The organism is Parendozoicomonas sp. 2304DJ65-17 (genome assembly GCF_058148445.1).
Genome location: NZ_JBYVJV010000004.1, coordinates 249,190 through 265,246, shown reverse-complemented (window position 1 = coordinate 265,246; position 16,057 = coordinate 249,190). Strand labels below are relative to the sequence as shown.

Here is a 16,057-nt window from a genome sequence, read left to right as displayed (position 1 = left end):
TGTGAATTGGGAAAAACGGAGCGATCGTACCGTAAGTTGTTGAAAGTCAAACCTTTAACAGTTGAGCCTGATGTCTACACTGTGTTGAATTTTCCGGTTTTGGCTCTTGTTCTGGTTGAGGTGATTTGTGGTTCCTTGTCCCCCTCTGTGGCTCCCCCGGATATGTCATTATCGGCATCTGTGTCGGGATATTTTTCTACTGGTGGTATTTTCTGTTGTAGAAGGAAATGTCCAGGCTGATGGTGGGGTAGGGCAGGGTGGTAAATCCCGTCAGGTGCCTGCTATTGGTATGGTATTGCATGGTCTGGACGGAGCTATCTATCAGCAGCTGGAGAGGGAGGCAAAGCTTTATTGTGAAGAGTCTGTTGAGGCTGGACTCTCACGTTGTCGGCTGATTTCTGGTGGCTCTCTGGATGATCGGGATATTGCAGCTCAGAAACAATGGTTCAAGCAGTTGATGGCTCAGAAGGTTGATGGGCTGATTGTTGCTCCTGTGGGAACCAGAGCGCTTATTCCCCAATTAATTGAGGCGAAAAAGAAGGGGATTCCTGTTGTAAATATTGGCAGTCGGTTTGATCCGGAACTGTTGAGTCGTAATCGGCTTATTATTCCCAGGGTGGGGCCGGATAACACCAGTGCAGCCCGGACTCTGGCAAGTTATCTGGCTCAGCAGATTGGTAAAGGCGGCAAGGTTGCCATTTTGTCCGGCGCTCCGGGAGAGCTGGCATCGTTTGAGCGGGTGGCTGCAGCCAAAAGTGTTCTTCATGGGGCTGGCGTTAAGGTTATTGCTGTGAAGTCAGCCGAGTGGGACGCCCTGAAAGCGCAGGATGTCACCATGGCATTGCTAGATAAATACCGGGATTTGGATGGGGTGTTTGCCGCGAATGATGCAATGGCTCTTGGTGCAATGCGAGCGGCGGATCTGAAAAATATTCGCTTGAAAATTACAGGCTTTGATGGAGAGCCCCAGCTGCTGAACTACGTTCGTACGGGGCGCATTCTGGCAACGGTGGACTGGTATCCCGGGCAGCAGGGTATTTATGCCATTGAGAAGATTTTTGATGGCACGCCCAGTGATCGGAAAACACCGTGGCGGTTGTTGGTTCAGAACGATTTGATTGACTGATGTCGGTGGTAGTGATGTGTTATCACCGGTATGATATGCGGTTCAGATCAATATTTTCTATTGTTGATTTTATGTTGCATGCAGTCCCTGGTAAGGGCTGCCACTGCCCGTGAACATGCAGTCCCTGGTTTGGATTGCCACTGAATTGAATTTAAGGTGAATTTTATGCCGGTTATTACTCTTCCTGATGGCAGCAAGCGCGAGTTTGCTCAACCAGTTTCTATTATGGAAGTTGCCCAGGATATTGGCCCAGGCCTGGCCAAAGCAACGATTGCTGGACGTGTAAATGGTGACTTGCAGGATGCCTGTGAGGTTATTTCCAGCGATGCCGACTTGAGCATTATCACGGCTCGTGATGAAGAGGGGGTGGAAATTATTCGTCACTCCTGCGCCCACCTCATTGGTCACGCCATTAAGCAGATGCGTGACAATGTGAAAATGGCTATCGGACCAGTGATTGAAAATGGTTTCTACTACGATGTAGAACTGGAAGACTCGTTTACGCCTGAAGATATGACTGCGCTGGAAAAGCGCATGAAAGACCTGATTGGCAAAGGTTACGACGTCATCAAAAAGTGGACGCCAGTTGCTGAGGCGCGTCGTATTTTTGCTGAGCGCGGAGAAACCTACAAAGTAGAAATTATTGATGCTTTCGATGATAGTGTAAAAGAGGTTGGCCTCTATTATCACGAAGAATACATCGATATGTGTCGCGGGCCTCACGTTCCTAACACTCGTTTCCTGAAATCTTTTACCCTCACCAAGCTGGCTGGTGCCTATTGGCGGGGTGACAGCAGTAACCAGATGCTGACCCGGATTTACGGCACAGCCTGGGAAGACAAAAAAGCGCTGAAAGCTTACCTGCATCGTATGGAAGAAGCGGAAAAGCGTGATCACCGCAAACTGGCCAAGAAACTGGATCTGTTCCATCTGCAGGAAGAAGCGCCAGGTATGGTGTTCTGGCATCCAAATGGCTGGAGCATTTACCAGTCTCTGGAACAGTACATGCGCCGCAAGCAGATTGAGCGCGGCTACCAGGAAATCAAGACTCCTTCTCTAGTGGATATTTCCCTGTGGGAGAAGTCCGGTCACGCATCCAAGTTTGGCGACGACATGTTTACTCTGAAGAGTGATGAGCGTGTTGTGGCTGTGAAGCCAATGAACTGCCCTTGTCACGTTCAGGTATTCAATCAGGGGTTGCGCAGCTACCGTGACCTACCTCTGCGTTTGGCAGAGTTTGGTTCCTGCCACCGTAACGAAGCGTCTGGTGCTCTGCACGGAATTATGCGTGTGCGTGGCTTCGTTCAGGACGATGCCCATATCTTCTCAACAGAAGATCAGATTCAGTCTGAAGTGTCTGAATTTATCGACTTCCTGCATGATGTGTATGCGGATTTCGGCTTTGAAAAAGACAGCCTGATTTACAAACTCTCAACCCGCCCAGAGCAGCGGGTTGGTTCTGATGAAATCTGGGATAAAGCTGAGAAGGCCCTGGCCGAAGCGCTGGATGCAGCTGGCCTGCCCTGGGAAGAGCTGCCTGGTGAAGGCGCTTTCTACGGGCCTAAGGTTGAGTTCTCTCTGAAAGACTGTATCGGTCGTGTGTGGCAGTGTGGCACAATTCAGGTAGACTTCTCCATGCCGGGTCGTTTGGGTGCGGAATACGTTGATGAGCATGGTGAACGTAAGACGCCTGTTATGCTGCATCGGGCAATACTGGGTTCTTTCGAACGCTTTATCGGTATTCTGATCGAGCATTTCGAAGGTCGCTTCCCTGCATGGCTGGCACCTACGCAGGCTGCTATCCTCAACATCACTGATAATCAGGCCTCCTACGTAGAAAATGTAGAACGCAGGCTAAAAAACAGTGGTTTCCGAGTGAAAGCAGACTTGAGAAACGAGAAGATCGGCTTTAAAATCCGCCAGCACACCCTTGAACGGGTGCCTTATCTGCTTGTAGTTGGCGATAAGGAAGTAGAATCAGATTCTGTTGCAGTACGCACGCGCTCCGGTGAAGATCTTGGAAGTATGACCATAGATGCATTTGAGAAGCTGCTAGCGACAGATGTTGAACAGCGTAGCCGTTCTTAAAAACTGTTCTTGAAAATTTAGGCGAAACAGGAGAATTACCAATCAAACGTTCGAATCCGCGGGACCGTCGGCAACAGGCACCTCGTGCCCCGATTAATCAGAATATTCGCGCTCAGGAAGTGCGACTGATTGCTGCCGATGGCGAAATGGTCGGTGTCGTTCCGCTGAGACAAGCTCTTGATCTGGCTCTCGAAGCCGAGCTCGACCTGGTAGAGATTAACGCGACAGCTGTGCCTCCAGTCTGCAAGATTATGGATTACGGCAAGCACCTCTACGAGGACAAGAAACAGAAAGCGGCTGCGAAGAAGAAGCAGGTTCAGACTCAGGTTAAGGAAGTTAAATTCCGTCCTGGGACTGAAGATGGAGATTATCAGGTAAAACTACGCAACCTGATACGTTTCCTTGAAGAAGGCAATAAAGCCAAGGTATCTCTGCGATACCGCGGTCGTGAGATGGCTCACCAGGAACTGGGAATGCAGTTGCTTAACCGGGTTGAAAAAGACCTGGAGGAGCTGGGTACTGTTGAACAGCGTCCAAAAATGGAAGGCCGTCAACTGATCATGGTTATTGCCCCTAAGAAGCGAAAGTAACATCTGTTCTGTGGAAGTCCGGTTTTCCGGGTTTCCGTCTACATTTGGAATTTTCATTATTTATGCTGCCTAACCTGAGTCGGTCATGAACTCAGGCCGGGCCTTTGAATGCGGAGTCAAATCATGCCAAAGATGAAGACCAACTCTGGTGCTGCCAAGCGTTTCAAAAAAACCGCTAGCGGTTTCAAGCGCAAGCACGCTTTTAAGAGCCACATCCTGACCAAGATGACTACCAAGCGTAAGCGTCAGCTGCGCGGCACTCAGCAGGTAAGTGCTGCTGACAAGCCATTGGTAGAACGCATGCTGCGCGTACGTTAATTCAGACTGGTTATTAGAGGAAATAGAGAATGGCTCGAGTAAAGCGTGGTGTTGTTGCCCGTCGTCGTCACAAGAAAATTCTGAAGCAGGCTAAAGGTTACTACGGTGCGCGTTCCCGCGTATTCCGCGTAGCCAAGCAGGCGGTTACCAAAGCGGGTCAATACGCTTACCGTGACCGTCGTCAGCGCAAGCGTCAGTTCCGTGCCCTGTGGATCGCCCGTATCAATGCTGGTGCCCGCATGAACGGTATGTCTTACAGCCGTCTGATCGCTGGTCTGAAGAAGGCCAACATCGAGATCGACCGTAAGGTTATGGCTGACCTGGCTGTTCACGAGAAAGCTGCTTTCGCTGCTATCGTTGATCAGGCTAAAGCTGCCCTGGCTTAATCAGTCTTTTTACCTTTTCAGGTAATCAGTCTGAAGAAAAAGGATCCCCTCGGGGGTCCTTTTTTTTTGTGCCTGAAATTTGAATTGTAAAGCAAATAAGTGACAATCTGCGTCACATACTTACAAAATATGGGGAGCTTTTTGTTTTCTGTGTTGATATTCTCGAGTGAATAAATCAAAGAGTTGCCCTTTTCAGTTTTGAATATTCATCAGGGGTAACCGTAAGAGACAAGAGATAAGAGTCATGGCGCAAGATGCAGAGTTGAAATGGGAGCTTAATGATTTCGCTCACCGCCGCAAAGCCTTCGAATACCTTCGCTCTATGAAGAATATTTTTTGCGTGTATTCTTCCAGTGTTTGCAAGCTGTACAGTAACTACCAGTTAGAGTTTCACGGCGAAGACGATGATGCTTCTATCGAGGTAATGCCGGATCAGAATGCCTGGCACGATACCTTCAGTTTTGTGTCTGCCAAGGCTGTGCGCCCCAGTGGGATATTTATGTTTCCCGGTGAGATGTTCGGTAAGAGTGGTTTTTATGTTCGCCTTCCACTTAAGGGTGGGAAGGGGAAGACAATGCCGCTGAATGAGGCTTTTGACCAGGTTTTGTCAAAACAAGACAACTTTTTGCCTTTGATTAAGAAGGGTGATCTCAGGGAGTTTCAGTCTAAGTCGCCGTACGTCCATCTGCACTGGCTGGATCTGGATAAGCTTGAAGAGCTCTCTACGTTCCAGCGGCTTGATATTGTTAATACTATCGCTACCCGCTTTCACGATATGGTGAAAACGGAAGTTTCTTAAGAAACTTCCGTTTTTGTCATGCTTTCAAAGTCGGGGCTCACTTCGAGCCCTTAAACCAGTTAGCTATATCGCTCAAAGATTTTCTCAGATCGGCCATTGCGCTGGTGCTGAGAGTCTTTAGATCCTTGAGGTGGACATCGCTCTTGTCCATGTACTCTTCAAGGTGATCCACTTCTTCATGCTGCATCTCCATACGCTCATCCTCGAGCTCTTTTTCCAGCTGGTGAAGCAGGGCCTTGGTTTCCTTTATCTGAGCCTTGAGAGCTTTGCGATGAGCTTTGTATTCCTGCATTGTCATGGAAGAGACTCCTTTCAGGCGGTCAGTGCAATCAGTAAACCTGGTACAACAAAGAATAGCCCGATTACATAAGCAAAAACTATCCATTTACGTCGACTTGCCATCTGGGCAAAGCGTCTGGCCGTAACCAGTGGGATGCGACGCAGGAATGGAATGCCATAAATCAGAATAACGGCTGACAGGTTGAACGTCAGGTGAACCAAGGCAATCTGCAGTGCAAACTGTGCCATATCTCCTTCAACGGCTGTGGCAGCCAATAGAGCTGTAATGCAGGTGCCAATATTCGCGCCCAAGGTGAACGGGTAGATTTCCTTCAGCTTGAATAAGCCATTACCCGCAAGAGGGACGATAAGGCTGGTGCTGGTTGAAGAGGACTGTACGGCGATGGTCATCAATGTACCAGAGGTAATGCCGGTGACAGGGCCGTGACCGATAGCGCGATGCAGAATGGCCTTGGCGCGGCCAACCATCAGAACTTTCAGTAGTTTGCCTAGTACCACAATGGACAGAAAGATCAGGGCGAGGCCGGTAAGAGCCAGGGCCACACCACCCCAAGGTTCTGGCAGTGAGCCGTACATGTCTTTGACTACGCCAATAACAGGTTTGGTCAGAGGCTTAATAAAGTTCAGGCCTTTAATGCTCAGGGATTCTCCACCAACAACAAAGGTGGTGAGGTATTCCGAAACTTTGCTCAGGTAACCGGTAAATATTTCCAGGGGCAGGAAAATGGCAATAGCCAGCAGGTTGAAGAAGTCGTGTACCGTGGCGGCAGAAAATGCGCGCCGGAACTCTTTCTTTTTCCCGATGTGTCCCATACTCACCAAGGTATTGGTGACGGTGGTGCCCATGTTGGCACCCATAATCATGGGGATGGCTGTATGAACTGGAAGACCGCCAGCAACAAGGCCGACGATTACCGAGGTCACAGTGCTTGAAGATTGTACCAGTGCGGTGGCAAAGGCACCGATAACGAGCCCCATAACCGGGTTACTGGCAAAAGCGAAAAGTTCTCTTGCGCCATCGGCGCCACCTGATGCCCATTTAAAGCCGCTGCCTATCATTCCGACAGCGACAAGTAATAGGTAGACCATCAGAACGACGGTTAACCAGCGCAGCATATTGCCGGCAGAATTCCGTTGCGGGCCTGAGTGTGTCATAGCAATTTATTCAACTGTTGTGAAAAACTGCGCGCTGTATCCCATGAATTAGAAGAAGATGCAAGAAATATCCAGTGGTTTGTACATAAGTCCTATAAAAAACACGGTATTTTGAGTGCTTTTGTTGGTTTTTGTACGTATGTGCGTTGTTGAGAAATTCAACAGGCCTTGTTGTTTCTTTTGGCGTATTGCTCCCGGTTTTCGACGCGTCTTTCTTCACTTTTTCGAATCATGGTATAGACGGCACTGGTTCCACCATGGTGGCGTTGTGTCGTATGAAATGCCAGAACGGCGTCGTGTTCTTCAAGCCACTGACGAGTGTAGCTTTTCATGGTTGCTTTTTGCTCACCCTGTTCTCCCCGTCCGTGGCAGATAAGAGCGGTGCGAACATCATTTTCTCTGCAGTCTTGCAGAAAACGATGAAGTTCTTTGCGAGCTTCTTTCACGGTCATCAGGTGAAGGTCGAGTCGGGCGTCCATCTTATATTTGCCCAGGCGCAGTTTTTTCCAAACCCCTTCCTGAACCCCTGACTCTTTCCAGAACAGGAAGTCATGGGGCTGAACCCGCTTACGCAGCTCCATGGATAATGGGTTGGGGTCTATCAGCTCTTCTGCGGCGGCGCGGCGGCGTTCTTCCTGACCGGGAGTGGTTGTTTTGCGAGAGCCGGTGTTGGCGTAAACGGTTTCTCTGGTGAGAGGCTGCACATCAGACATCTCTTTTGAGAAAAGATCGTTGTCACCCTGTTGCATGGTCTTGGTCTGTCAAAATTCTAGAAACTAGGCACAGAATATCACACTGCAGGCTTTGGGTATGTGTCTGCCGTACTGACTGCTTTGTTATAGGTATCAAATGCCGTAACTGTTGAAATTGTTCGATTACGGGTAGCGAATTTCAATGGTTGGGGTGTGTATGTTGAAAGGTGTAGGTAGCAGGTGTAGCAGTTGTTACAGGGTTCTGCCGGAAGGACATGAGGTCATTGAAGCTAAGTCTGGTCGACGTGGAGTAAAGAAGCTTTCGGATGAGGAAAATGACCTTTATATGATTCCGCAAGGTATTGTTGGGGAAGATTTTCGTATCGAGCAAACCAGGCGTTTTGAAGGGATGGGGATGATTTTTCAAACCTCTTGTACTCACCCTTATAAACCCTGCTTTGTGAAAGGATTGATTGCAGGGAAGCTGGCAATAAATATGTGCCCAGGGCGTTTTGACAATAGTCCTAAGCGTAAAGAGATGTATAGCCGTAATCTGGATATGGATCTCGCTGCAATTAAACAAAGTGGTATTGATGTTGTTGTTAGTGCTTTGCCAGAAAGGGAGTTACATGACGAGCTGCATGTTGAAAATTATGAAAATGCGGTAGTCATGCAAGGGTTGCAGTTGCGGAGATACCCAATTTATGAAATGGATGACAGTGTCCCTAAGTGTATGGACGACTTTTATTTGTTTGTCCTGGATCTTGCTGCATATATCCAAAAGGGAAAAGGTGTGGTGGTACATTGTCGTAATGGCTATGGGCGTTCAGCAACTATTGCGGCCTGTACTCTGGTTACTTTGGGGTATACGCCTGAGCAGGCGACTGAAATGTTAACAAAAGCTCGAAATGATGGAATCTGCCCAAAGAAGGACGGGCAAAGGGTGTTTGTTTCTAAGTTCGCTGAATACCATAAATCTCGACTGGATGGCCGTTTATCCCCGGAAAGAACGCTGGATACATAGTCTTAACCCCGGCTCTCATGTAAACTTGACCGCTTTGACATTTTCGTGGTGAGTGCGATAACTCAAGGCGGCAGCCTTGGCTCCGTAGGCACCTTCCGTTTTGGTCACAAAACGGGTAAATGAATTATTGGGTTGTTAACTGGTTTATACAGAGTCCATGGAAAACCTCCAAGCATTAACCGACGCAGCACTGGCTGCTGTCGCGGCTGCCGGTGATGCGGCCAGCCTGGATCAGGTGCGTGTGCAGTATCTGGGCAAAAAAGGTGAAATCAGCCTGCTGATGCAGGGTTTGCGTCACCTGTCTCCAGAAGAAAAGCCCAAGGCGGGCGCCAAAATTAACGAAGCCAAGCAGGTTGTGCAGAAGGCTATGAACGAGCGTCGCTCGTTTATGGAGCAGGCTGCACTGGATGTCCAGCTGGCTGCTGAATCTATTGATGTGACCCTGCCAGGTCGTGGTGAAGGTGTGGGCAGTATCCACCCTGTGACCCGCACTATGGAGCGGATCAGCGAATACTTCCAGACTATCGGCTTTACCGAAGAGGCCGGCCCAGAAATTGAAGACGATTTCCATAACTTTGAAGCGCTGAATATCCCCGATCACCATCCGGCCCGTGCCATGCACGATACTTTCTACATGAAGGATGGTTCCGTGCTGCGTACTCACACGTCTCCTGTGCAAGTGCGTACCATGAAGCGTTTTGTCGCTGAAAACCGTAAGCCGCCAATCGCTATTGTTTGCCCCGGTAAGGTTTATCGCTGCGATTCCGACCAGACTCACAGCCCGATGTTCCATCAGGTGGAAGGTCTGTATGTTGCTGAGAAAACCAGCTTTGCCGATCTGAAGAGCCTGCTGTCTGACTTCCTGCGGGTGTTCTTCGAACGTGACGATCTGGAAGTGCGCTTCCGTCCTTCCTACTTCCCATTCACTGAGCCTTCTGCGGAAGTGGATATTGAGTGGGGTCGTAATGCAGACGGCTCTATCAAGTGGCTGGAAGTACTGGGCTGCGGCATGGTGCACCCTGATGTATTCCGTCACGCTGGTCTGGACCCTGAGAAGTACTGTGGTTTTGCCTTCGGTATGGGTGTTGAGCGTTTTGCCATGCTGCGTTATGGCGTGAAGGACCTGCGTCAGTTCTTCGAGAATGACCTGCGTTTTCTTGAGCAGTTCAAATAATTAGTGGATTTTGATCGATGTTCCGGCCGGAATCATGGAGTTGTTTTCCGCGCCGCTGGGCTTCCTGCCCAGAGGCTGCTCTCAGGCCATCCATGGCCTTTGAAAACAACACCATAATTCCCGCCTTGGCAGCATCGGAGCCATATCGATTTATTTGATCCTTCTTTTGTGGAGGGGTTTAGGATGAGAACAGAATGAAATTCAGCGAACAGTGGCTACGCAGCTGGGTTAACCCGGACGCAAGCACGGAAGAGCTGGTCAGCAAAATCACTATGGCTGGCCTGGAAGTGGATGAATATGAAGCCGTTGCGCCAGAGTTTTCCGGCGTAGTGGTGGGTGAGATTGTTGCCTGTGAACAGCACCCTGATGCAGACAAGCTGCGTGTGACCAAAGTCACCAACGGCAGTGAAGAGTTTCAGGTGGTGTGTGGTGCCCCTAACGCTCGCGTTGGTATTAAAATTCCTTTTGCCATGGTTGGCGCGGTGCTGCCAGGCAATTTCAAGATCAAGAAGGCCAAGCTTCGTGGCGTTGAGTCCTTCGGTATGCTGTGTGGCGATGACGAAATCGGTCTGGCCTCTGAGCGCGCAGACGGTATTATGGAATTGCCTTTGGATGCACCTGTGGGCGCGGATATCCGTGAATACCTGCAGCTGGACGACACCATTGTTGATGTTGACCTGACTCCAAACCGTGGTGACTGCCTGAGCATCGCCGGTCTGGCTCGTGAAGTGTCTGCAAACTTCCTGGCTGATGTCACCGTTGCTGAGATTGAAGATGTTGTTGCTGAGATCGACGACACCTTTGAAGTAAACCTGGAAGCGACTGAAGCCTGCCCGCGCTTTGTTGGCCGTGTGCTGCGTAATGTGAACGTGAAAGCTGCTACTCCTATCTGGATGGTTGAGCGTCTGCGTCGTTCTGGCGTACGTTCCATTGACCCTGTAGTTGACGTAACCAACTATGTGATGCTGGAACTGGGTCAGCCAATGCACGGCTATGATCTGGATCGCCTGAACGGTTCTATCCGTGTGCGTATGGCGGAAGCTGGCGAGAAGCTGCTGATGCTGGATGGCACTGAGCAGGAACTGAATGCCGGTACGCTGGTGATTGCCGACGAGGAGAAAGCTCTGGGTATTGCCGGTGTGATGGGTGGTGAATACTCCGGTGTGAACGAAGATGCCACCAGTATCTTCCTCGAGTCCGCATTCTTCGACAAGATTGGTATTGCCGGTAAGGCCCGTCAGTATGGCCTGCACACTGATGCTTCTCACCGTTTTGAGCGTGGTGTGGATTACCAGCTGCAGAGCAAGGCTATTGAGCGTGCTACCCGTTTGATTCTGGATATCTGCGGTGGCCAGGCTGGCCCTGTTGTGGAGGTGGCTTGCGAAGAGTCTCTGCCTGAAGCTCGTACTGTAATTCTGCATCGCCAGAAAGTGACTGATCTGCTGGGTGTGGATCTGCCTGCTGATCATATCGCTCCTCTGTTGACCTGCCTGGGGCTGGAACTGACCGAAACTGCTGAAGATCAGTGGTCTGTGGCTGTGCCCAGCTGGCGTTTTGATATCAGCATTGAAGAAGATCTGGTGGAAGAAGTTGGCCGTATCTATGGTTACAATAACCTGCCAGACACTATTCCTCTGGCAGAGCTGCGCCTGAAGACTATTGATGAGTCTACTGTGCGCATGAGTGAACTGCGCCGTGTGCTGGTGGCTCGCGGTTACCGTGAAGCGATCAACTTCAGCTTTATCGACCCATCTCTACATCAGGTGTTTGACCCTGAGCGTGTCGCTGAGCCTCTGGCAAACCCGATTTCCAGCGAGATGTCTGTTATGCGTACCAGTCTGCTGCCAGGTCTGGTCACTGCTATGCGTCATAACCTGAACCGTCAGCAGAGCCGTGTGCGCCTGTTTGAAACTGGTCAGATCTTTATCCGTGAAGGCGACCAACTCACTCAGGATCTGTGGCTGGGTGGAGCTGTTTGTGGCAGCCGCAACCCTGAAAGCTGGCACGGCAATGATGAACCTGTCGATTTCTTTGATCTGAAAGGTGATCTGGTTGCTCTGTTCAAGCGCGTTGGTAATGAAGCTGAGTACAGCTTCCGTGCTGCCAAGCGTCCTGCGCTGCATCCCGGTCAGTGCGCAGAGATTCTGCGTGATGGAAAGGTTGTTGGTGTGATTGGTCGTCTGCACCCAAGCGTTGCCAAAACCGTAAGTGTTGATACACCGGTTTACCTGTTTGAAATCTCTGCTGATGTGCTGATGGCTGGCGACGTGACTGCGTTCCGTGAACTGTCCAAGTTCCCAGAAGTGCGTCGCGATATGGCACTGGTTCTGGATCAGAGCACTGCGGCGGCCGATGTTGAAGCGGTTATCCGTTCCAAGGCCGGTGAATGGTTGCGTGATATTCGCCTGTTCGACGTTTACAGCGGTAAAGGCGTTGAAGACGGCAAGAAGAGTCTGGCTCTGGGAGTTACCTGGCGTCATGCCGAGCGCACCCTGAACGACGAAGAGATTAACGACCTGTTTGCTGGTATTACTGCGGCTCTGGAAGCAGAGTTGGGTGGTACCTTGCGTCAATAAGAATTGACGCTGAACTGTCGTTTTTTCTTATAAGCCCCTGATGCGAAAGTTTCAGGGGCTTTTTGTTTCTGTTGCACAGTTTGTGGTCAGTATCGGTCATATAGGTATCTAACTGACTGAAAGGGTTGATATTTCCTTTTTATCACAGCATTCTAAGGTGTGACGGCATCTTGCCGAATTGTCATAAGAGTCATGCTGTTATAGATAGATGTTAAAATATTACATCGAGGATGTATGGCCATGGGGGCACTGACCAAGGCAGAAATTGCTGATAGGTTACATGAGGATCTGGGATTTAATAAAAGAGAAGCCCGGGAGATTGTTGATCTTTTCTTTGAAGAGATTCGTTCCTCACTCGAGAATAATGAACAGGTAAAACTGTCAGGTTTTGGGAATTTTGATCTGCGGGACAAAGGAGAGCGCCCTGGCCGAAACCCTAAAACCGGTGAAGAGATTCCCGTTTCACCAAGACGTGTAGTGACGTTTAAACCAGGCCAAAAACTCAGGGCGAGAGTTGAGGACTATGCAGGAAATCTTGTCGACGACTGACGGATGCGAGGAGCAGGCAGGTGTTCAGGCTGAGCTTCCAGCTATTCCGGGGAAAAGGTACTTCACCATTGGTGAAGTTGCTGATCTTTGTCAGGTGAAGCCCCATGTGCTCAGGTACTGGGAGCAGGAGTTTGCCCACCTGAAACCGGTTAAGCGCCGGGGAAACCGCCGTTATTATATGCGGCAGGATGTTCTCACCATTCGCCAGATTCGTAGTCTTCTCTACGAGCAGGGTTATACCATTCCTGGTGCCAGGGCTCGCCTTGCGGGTGAAGACGAACATCACGACAGTAGCCAGTTTCGACAGCTGGTTCGCCAAACCATTCGAGAGCTCGAAGAAGTCCGAGCCCTTTTGAAACGGAAATAAATAGTTTACGCGTTGCTTCTTATGCGCTGTTTGGGAGCAGCTTTCGGTTTTGGCCCGTACTTTCTTTTCGCTGCGGCTCTTTTGTCACGGGACTCTTGTGATCGCACTTTTCTTGGTTGTTTCTTCTCAAGTTGTTCTGTGATTTCTACCGGGCGCGTTTCTCCACCTTCGAAATAGGGTAGAGGCTCTACCTTTAGAGGTTGTTTGACCAGCTTGCGGATGCTCTCCAGTTGTGGCTTTTCTTCAGGGCTGAGCAGGGATATAGCCTGCCCTTGCATGCCGGCACGGCCAGCACGGCCTATGCGGTGAACATAATCCTTGGCCACTTTTGGCAAGTTGTAGTTGATCACTAAGGGGAGTTGCTCGATATCCAGTCCGCGGGCGGCGACATCTGTGGCGACCAGAGCGGTAAACTGATTGCTTTTGAAGGCTTCCAGTGTACGTGTACGTAAGTGTTGGCTTTTGTCGCTGTGGATAGCCTGAGCGCTGACGCCATCTTCTTCAAGCAGTTCGGCAATTTTGTTGGCCGCTTTCTTGGTGCGCACAAAAACAAGTACTTTTTCCCAACCGCCGCCATTGATTATGTAGCTGAGAATTTCAGGCTTGGTCTGCTGGTCTACAGGATAAACAACCTGCTTGACTGTTTTTGCCGCAGAGTTGGGGTCTTCAATTTCGATCTTTACTGGATGACGCTGAAATTCATGAGCAAGCTGTTTGATCTCTCGGGAAAAGGTTGCTGAGAACAGCAGGTTCTGACGCTTCTCCGGAGCATTTTTCAAAATACGTTCAATATCATCCTTAAAACCCAGATCGAGCATGCGATCGGCTTCATCCAGAACCAGAATACGCAGCTTGGTCAGAGACACATGTTCTTTGCTTATAAGATCAAGCAGACGACCAGGAGTAGCGATCAGAATATCCGCGCCAGCTTCAATCGCTTCGATTTGTGGGGCCATATCAACGCCGCCGTAAACGGTAACTGCTTTCAGGGGGAGATGCTTTCCGTAGGTAGAAAAGCTCTCTCCAACCTGTACGGTCAGCTCTCTGGTAGGTGCCAGAACCAATGCGCGAATATCTTTGCTGGTCCGCATTTCAGACAGGCGATGCAAGACTGGTAGGGTAAAGCTGGCGGTTTTTCCGGTTCCGGTTTGTGCCGAGGCCATAATATCCCGGCCAGTTAATACCATGGGAATCGCTTTGGCCTGAATCGCGGTCGGGTTTTGATAGCCTGCATCTTCTACAGCTGTGAGCAGAGGCGCAGATAGCCCAAGGGCAGAAAAAGTAGACATAATCGAAAGATAACCCGAATAGCATTTTGAGAAAGGCGGCGGATTCTACCCCAAGGGTTTGCTGGAGTCAGCGGCTTTCACTGCTTTTCCTTATTCTTGGTAAAACTACCACTGTGAATCCTCTTGTGGCGCTTCGTTGTTTTGGATAGGATACGCCCCGTTCTTGCCGCATGCGGCATCTAGTCGGAGCGTAGCGCAGCCTGGTAGCGCACCACAATGGGGTTGTGGGGGTCGGAGGTTCGAATCCTCTCGCTCCGACCATTTTCAGAAAGCTTATCCCATCTCTTTTAAAGAGAGGCTTTCGTATTGGCTTGTGTTGTTGATTTTTATAATGAAATCATTAACATAGCTATCAATCGGAGCGTAGCGCAGCCTGGTAGCGCACCACAATGGGGTTGTGGGGGTCGGAGGTTCGAATCCTCTCGCTCCGACCAAATTTAGAAAAAGCGTACATCTCTTGATGTGCGCTTTTTTTCGTTTGGGCGTAAGAATTTGGTAGTCTTGGATCGTTCAGAACGGAAGAGTTTATGAGTGCAGAATCTGCAAGGCTTCAACGAGAAAATAAAACCGTTGGCAAAATGATTGCTCTTTATTGCCAGCATCACCATAAGCCGGAAGATGGTTACCTCTGTTCAGAGTGTGTAGAGTTAAAAGCCTTCTGTGAGCGTCGGGTTGATCGCTGTGTTTACGGGGCGAATAAACCTGTCTGTTCAAAGTGTCCTATTCATTGTTATAAACCCGCCAAGCGTGAGCAGATTCGCCAAGTAATGCGTTGGGCTGGCCCGCGAATGTTGCTCCATCATCCTATCCTCGCCATTCGCCATCTTTGGGATGAGCGCCGGCCTTTACCGCCTCGCCCTGGTAAGAAGTTCAGAAAAGATTCTGCCTGATAAAAACCGGTCTACACTGCGCACTCCAAGAAAAATGGTGACGCGAGAGCATTGCTTATGGTGCGCAGGACAGGTTTGCTGATCTTATGCTTAATGAGTTCATTCTTTCTCTCCTTTAGCTTTGCTTCAACACTGGAAGATACTCCGGAGCAGTGGTTGTCTGAGCGAGTTAAGGAATATGAGCAACAGGCACAGTGGTGGCAATATGGCTGGCTTGGCGTTCATGGGGTTTCCACAATCGCGCAGGGATATGAAGCGAACAGAACCCATAGTCAGTCCAGCGAACGAGCTAATACTGTTGGTGCGGTTTCTGCGGCTCTTGGTGTAGGGGATGTTTTGTTCCGGCCTCTTTACCCGCTTCCTGAAAAATCTCAGATTCCCGGCCTTTCTGATGATGCTTTCCGGTTAAAAACTCTGGCTGAACGGGTTGAAGCAAGATCGTCTCTGGGGGGGCATCTCGAAGGGTGGCTGACCGGACTTATTGGCGGACTGATTATTGCTGGTGGTCATGGTAAAGAATCTGATGCCTGGGAGTTTTTTGCTGTCACAGGTTTGGTTGTAGAAGCTGAGATATGGAGTCTTCCCAAAGGCGCAGTGGCGGACTGGAAGTCTTATCAACGATCAGGTCAGCTCCCAAAAGGGCATTTAAAGGATGGAAGAATTGCTTCAGTAAAGCCTGCCGGTGCCCGCGCTATTCATCACGGTGTTGAATTTTTCTGGTGGTTCTAGGTTCG

The 16,057-nt window shown here is 49.8% G+C and carries 17 protein-coding genes and 2 tRNA genes; 15 read left to right on the top strand and 4 right to left on the bottom strand.

Annotated elements, in window-relative coordinates; genetic code table 11:
- The first annotated feature begins 202 nt into the window (after positions 1–202).
- From ACY2RR_RS13200 to ACY2RR_RS13175, 6 genes are all read left to right on the top strand, one after another.
- The gene (locus ACY2RR_RS13200) at positions 203–1,126 is read left to right on the top strand and encodes a substrate-binding domain-containing protein (RefSeq protein WP_490108619.1); all 924 of its coding nucleotides are present in this window, start codon (positions 203–205) and stop codon (positions 1,124–1,126) included.
- Between the two features lie 165 nt (positions 1,127–1,291).
- Positions 1,292–3,214: a threonine--tRNA ligase gene (gene thrS, locus ACY2RR_RS13195; protein WP_490108618.1), complete on the top strand. Its 1,923-nt coding sequence runs from the start codon at positions 1,292–1,294 to the stop codon at positions 3,212–3,214.
- Between the two features lie 41 nt (positions 3,215–3,255).
- Positions 3,256–3,804: a translation initiation factor IF-3 gene (gene infC / locus ACY2RR_RS13190; protein WP_490108712.1), complete on the top strand. Its 549-nt coding sequence runs from the start codon at positions 3,256–3,258 to the stop codon at positions 3,802–3,804.
- 123 nt (positions 3,805–3,927) lie between these two features.
- A complete protein-coding gene (gene rpmI, locus ACY2RR_RS13185) occupies positions 3,928–4,122 on the top strand; it encodes a 50S ribosomal protein L35 (protein WP_490108617.1) in 195 nt (64 codons plus the stop codon).
- A 29-nt stretch (positions 4,123–4,151) separates the two neighbouring features.
- Positions 4,152–4,508 carry a 50S ribosomal protein L20 gene (gene rplT / locus ACY2RR_RS13180; RefSeq protein ID WP_490108616.1) on the top strand — a complete coding sequence of 119 codons (357 nt, stop codon included), beginning with the start codon at positions 4,152–4,154 and terminating at the stop codon, positions 4,506–4,508.
- A 244-nt stretch (positions 4,509–4,752) separates the two neighbouring features.
- A complete protein-coding gene (locus ACY2RR_RS13175; RefSeq protein WP_490108615.1) occupies positions 4,753–5,307 on the top strand; it encodes a hypothetical protein in 555 nt (184 codons plus the stop codon).
- A 37-nt stretch (positions 5,308–5,344) separates the two neighbouring features.
- Here ACY2RR_RS13175 and ACY2RR_RS13170 read toward each other — a convergent pair whose 3' ends face one another.
- From ACY2RR_RS13170 to smrA, 3 genes are all read right to left on the bottom strand, one after another.
- Entirely contained in the window at positions 5,345–5,605 is a 261-nt protein-coding gene (locus ACY2RR_RS13170) for a hypothetical protein (protein ID WP_490108614.1), read from the bottom strand.
- Between the two features lie 14 nt (positions 5,606–5,619).
- Positions 5,620–6,723, bottom strand: a complete 1,104-nt coding sequence (locus ACY2RR_RS13165) for a Na/Pi symporter (protein WP_490108613.1) — start codon at positions 6,721–6,723, stop codon at positions 5,620–5,622.
- 197 nt (positions 6,724–6,920) lie between these two features.
- A complete protein-coding gene (smrA, locus tag ACY2RR_RS13160) occupies positions 6,921–7,511 on the bottom strand; it encodes a DNA endonuclease SmrA (RefSeq protein ID WP_490108612.1) in 591 nt (196 codons plus the stop codon).
- A 160-nt stretch (positions 7,512–7,671) separates the two neighbouring features.
- Between smrA and ACY2RR_RS13155 the strand changes: the two genes are divergently transcribed.
- The 5 genes from ACY2RR_RS13155 to ACY2RR_RS13135 all read left to right on the top strand — a co-directional run bounded on the left by ACY2RR_RS13155 (position 7,672) and on the right by ACY2RR_RS13135 (position 13,144).
- On the top strand, positions 7,672–8,478 hold the full coding sequence (locus ACY2RR_RS13155; protein ID WP_490108611.1) for a phosphatase domain-containing putative toxin: 807 nt from the start codon (positions 7,672–7,674) through the stop codon (positions 8,476–8,478).
- A 157-nt stretch (positions 8,479–8,635) separates the two neighbouring features.
- On the top strand, positions 8,636–9,652 hold the full coding sequence (gene pheS / locus ACY2RR_RS13150) for a phenylalanine--tRNA ligase subunit alpha (protein WP_490108610.1): 1,017 nt from the start codon (positions 8,636–8,638) through the stop codon (positions 9,650–9,652).
- 194 nt (positions 9,653–9,846) lie between these two features.
- Positions 9,847–12,228, top strand: coding sequence for a phenylalanine--tRNA ligase subunit beta (gene pheT, locus ACY2RR_RS13145; protein ID WP_490108609.1), 2,382 nt, complete (start codon positions 9,847–9,849; stop codon positions 12,226–12,228).
- A 240-nt stretch (positions 12,229–12,468) separates the two neighbouring features.
- The gene (gene ihfA, locus ACY2RR_RS13140; protein ID WP_281648722.1) at positions 12,469–12,777 is read left to right on the top strand and encodes an integration host factor subunit alpha; all 309 of its coding nucleotides are present in this window, start codon (positions 12,469–12,471) and stop codon (positions 12,775–12,777) included.
- A complete protein-coding gene (locus tag ACY2RR_RS13135; RefSeq protein ID WP_490108608.1) occupies positions 12,752–13,144 on the top strand; it encodes a MerR family transcriptional regulator in 393 nt (130 codons plus the stop codon). The genes ihfA and ACY2RR_RS13135 overlap by 26 nt, the downstream gene beginning before the upstream one ends.
- 5 nt (positions 13,145–13,149) lie before the next feature.
- Here the strand turns inward: ACY2RR_RS13135 and ACY2RR_RS13130 are convergent, their stop codons facing one another.
- Complete coding sequence (locus ACY2RR_RS13130) at positions 13,150–14,433, bottom strand: DEAD/DEAH box helicase (RefSeq protein WP_490108607.1); 1,284 nt, start codon at positions 14,431–14,433, stop codon at positions 13,150–13,152.
- 184 nt (positions 14,434–14,617) lie between these two features.
- Here ACY2RR_RS13130 and ACY2RR_RS13125 point away from each other — a divergent pair.
- The 4 genes from ACY2RR_RS13125 (at position 14,618) to ACY2RR_RS13110 (ending at position 16,052) form a co-directional block, all read left to right on the top strand.
- Positions 14,618–14,694, top strand: a tRNA-Pro gene (locus tag ACY2RR_RS13125).
- A gap of 96 nt (positions 14,695–14,790) precedes the next feature.
- A tRNA-Pro gene (locus tag ACY2RR_RS13120) sits at positions 14,791–14,867 on the top strand.
- A 93-nt stretch (positions 14,868–14,960) separates the two neighbouring features.
- A complete protein-coding gene (locus ACY2RR_RS13115; RefSeq protein WP_490108606.1) occupies positions 14,961–15,323 on the top strand; it encodes a nitrous oxide-stimulated promoter family protein in 363 nt (120 codons plus the stop codon).
- Positions 15,324–15,416: 93 nt separating this feature from the next.
- A complete protein-coding gene (locus ACY2RR_RS13110; protein WP_490108605.1) occupies positions 15,417–16,052 on the top strand; it encodes a hypothetical protein in 636 nt (211 codons plus the stop codon).
- The last annotated feature ends 5 nt before the right edge of the window (positions 16,053–16,057 follow it).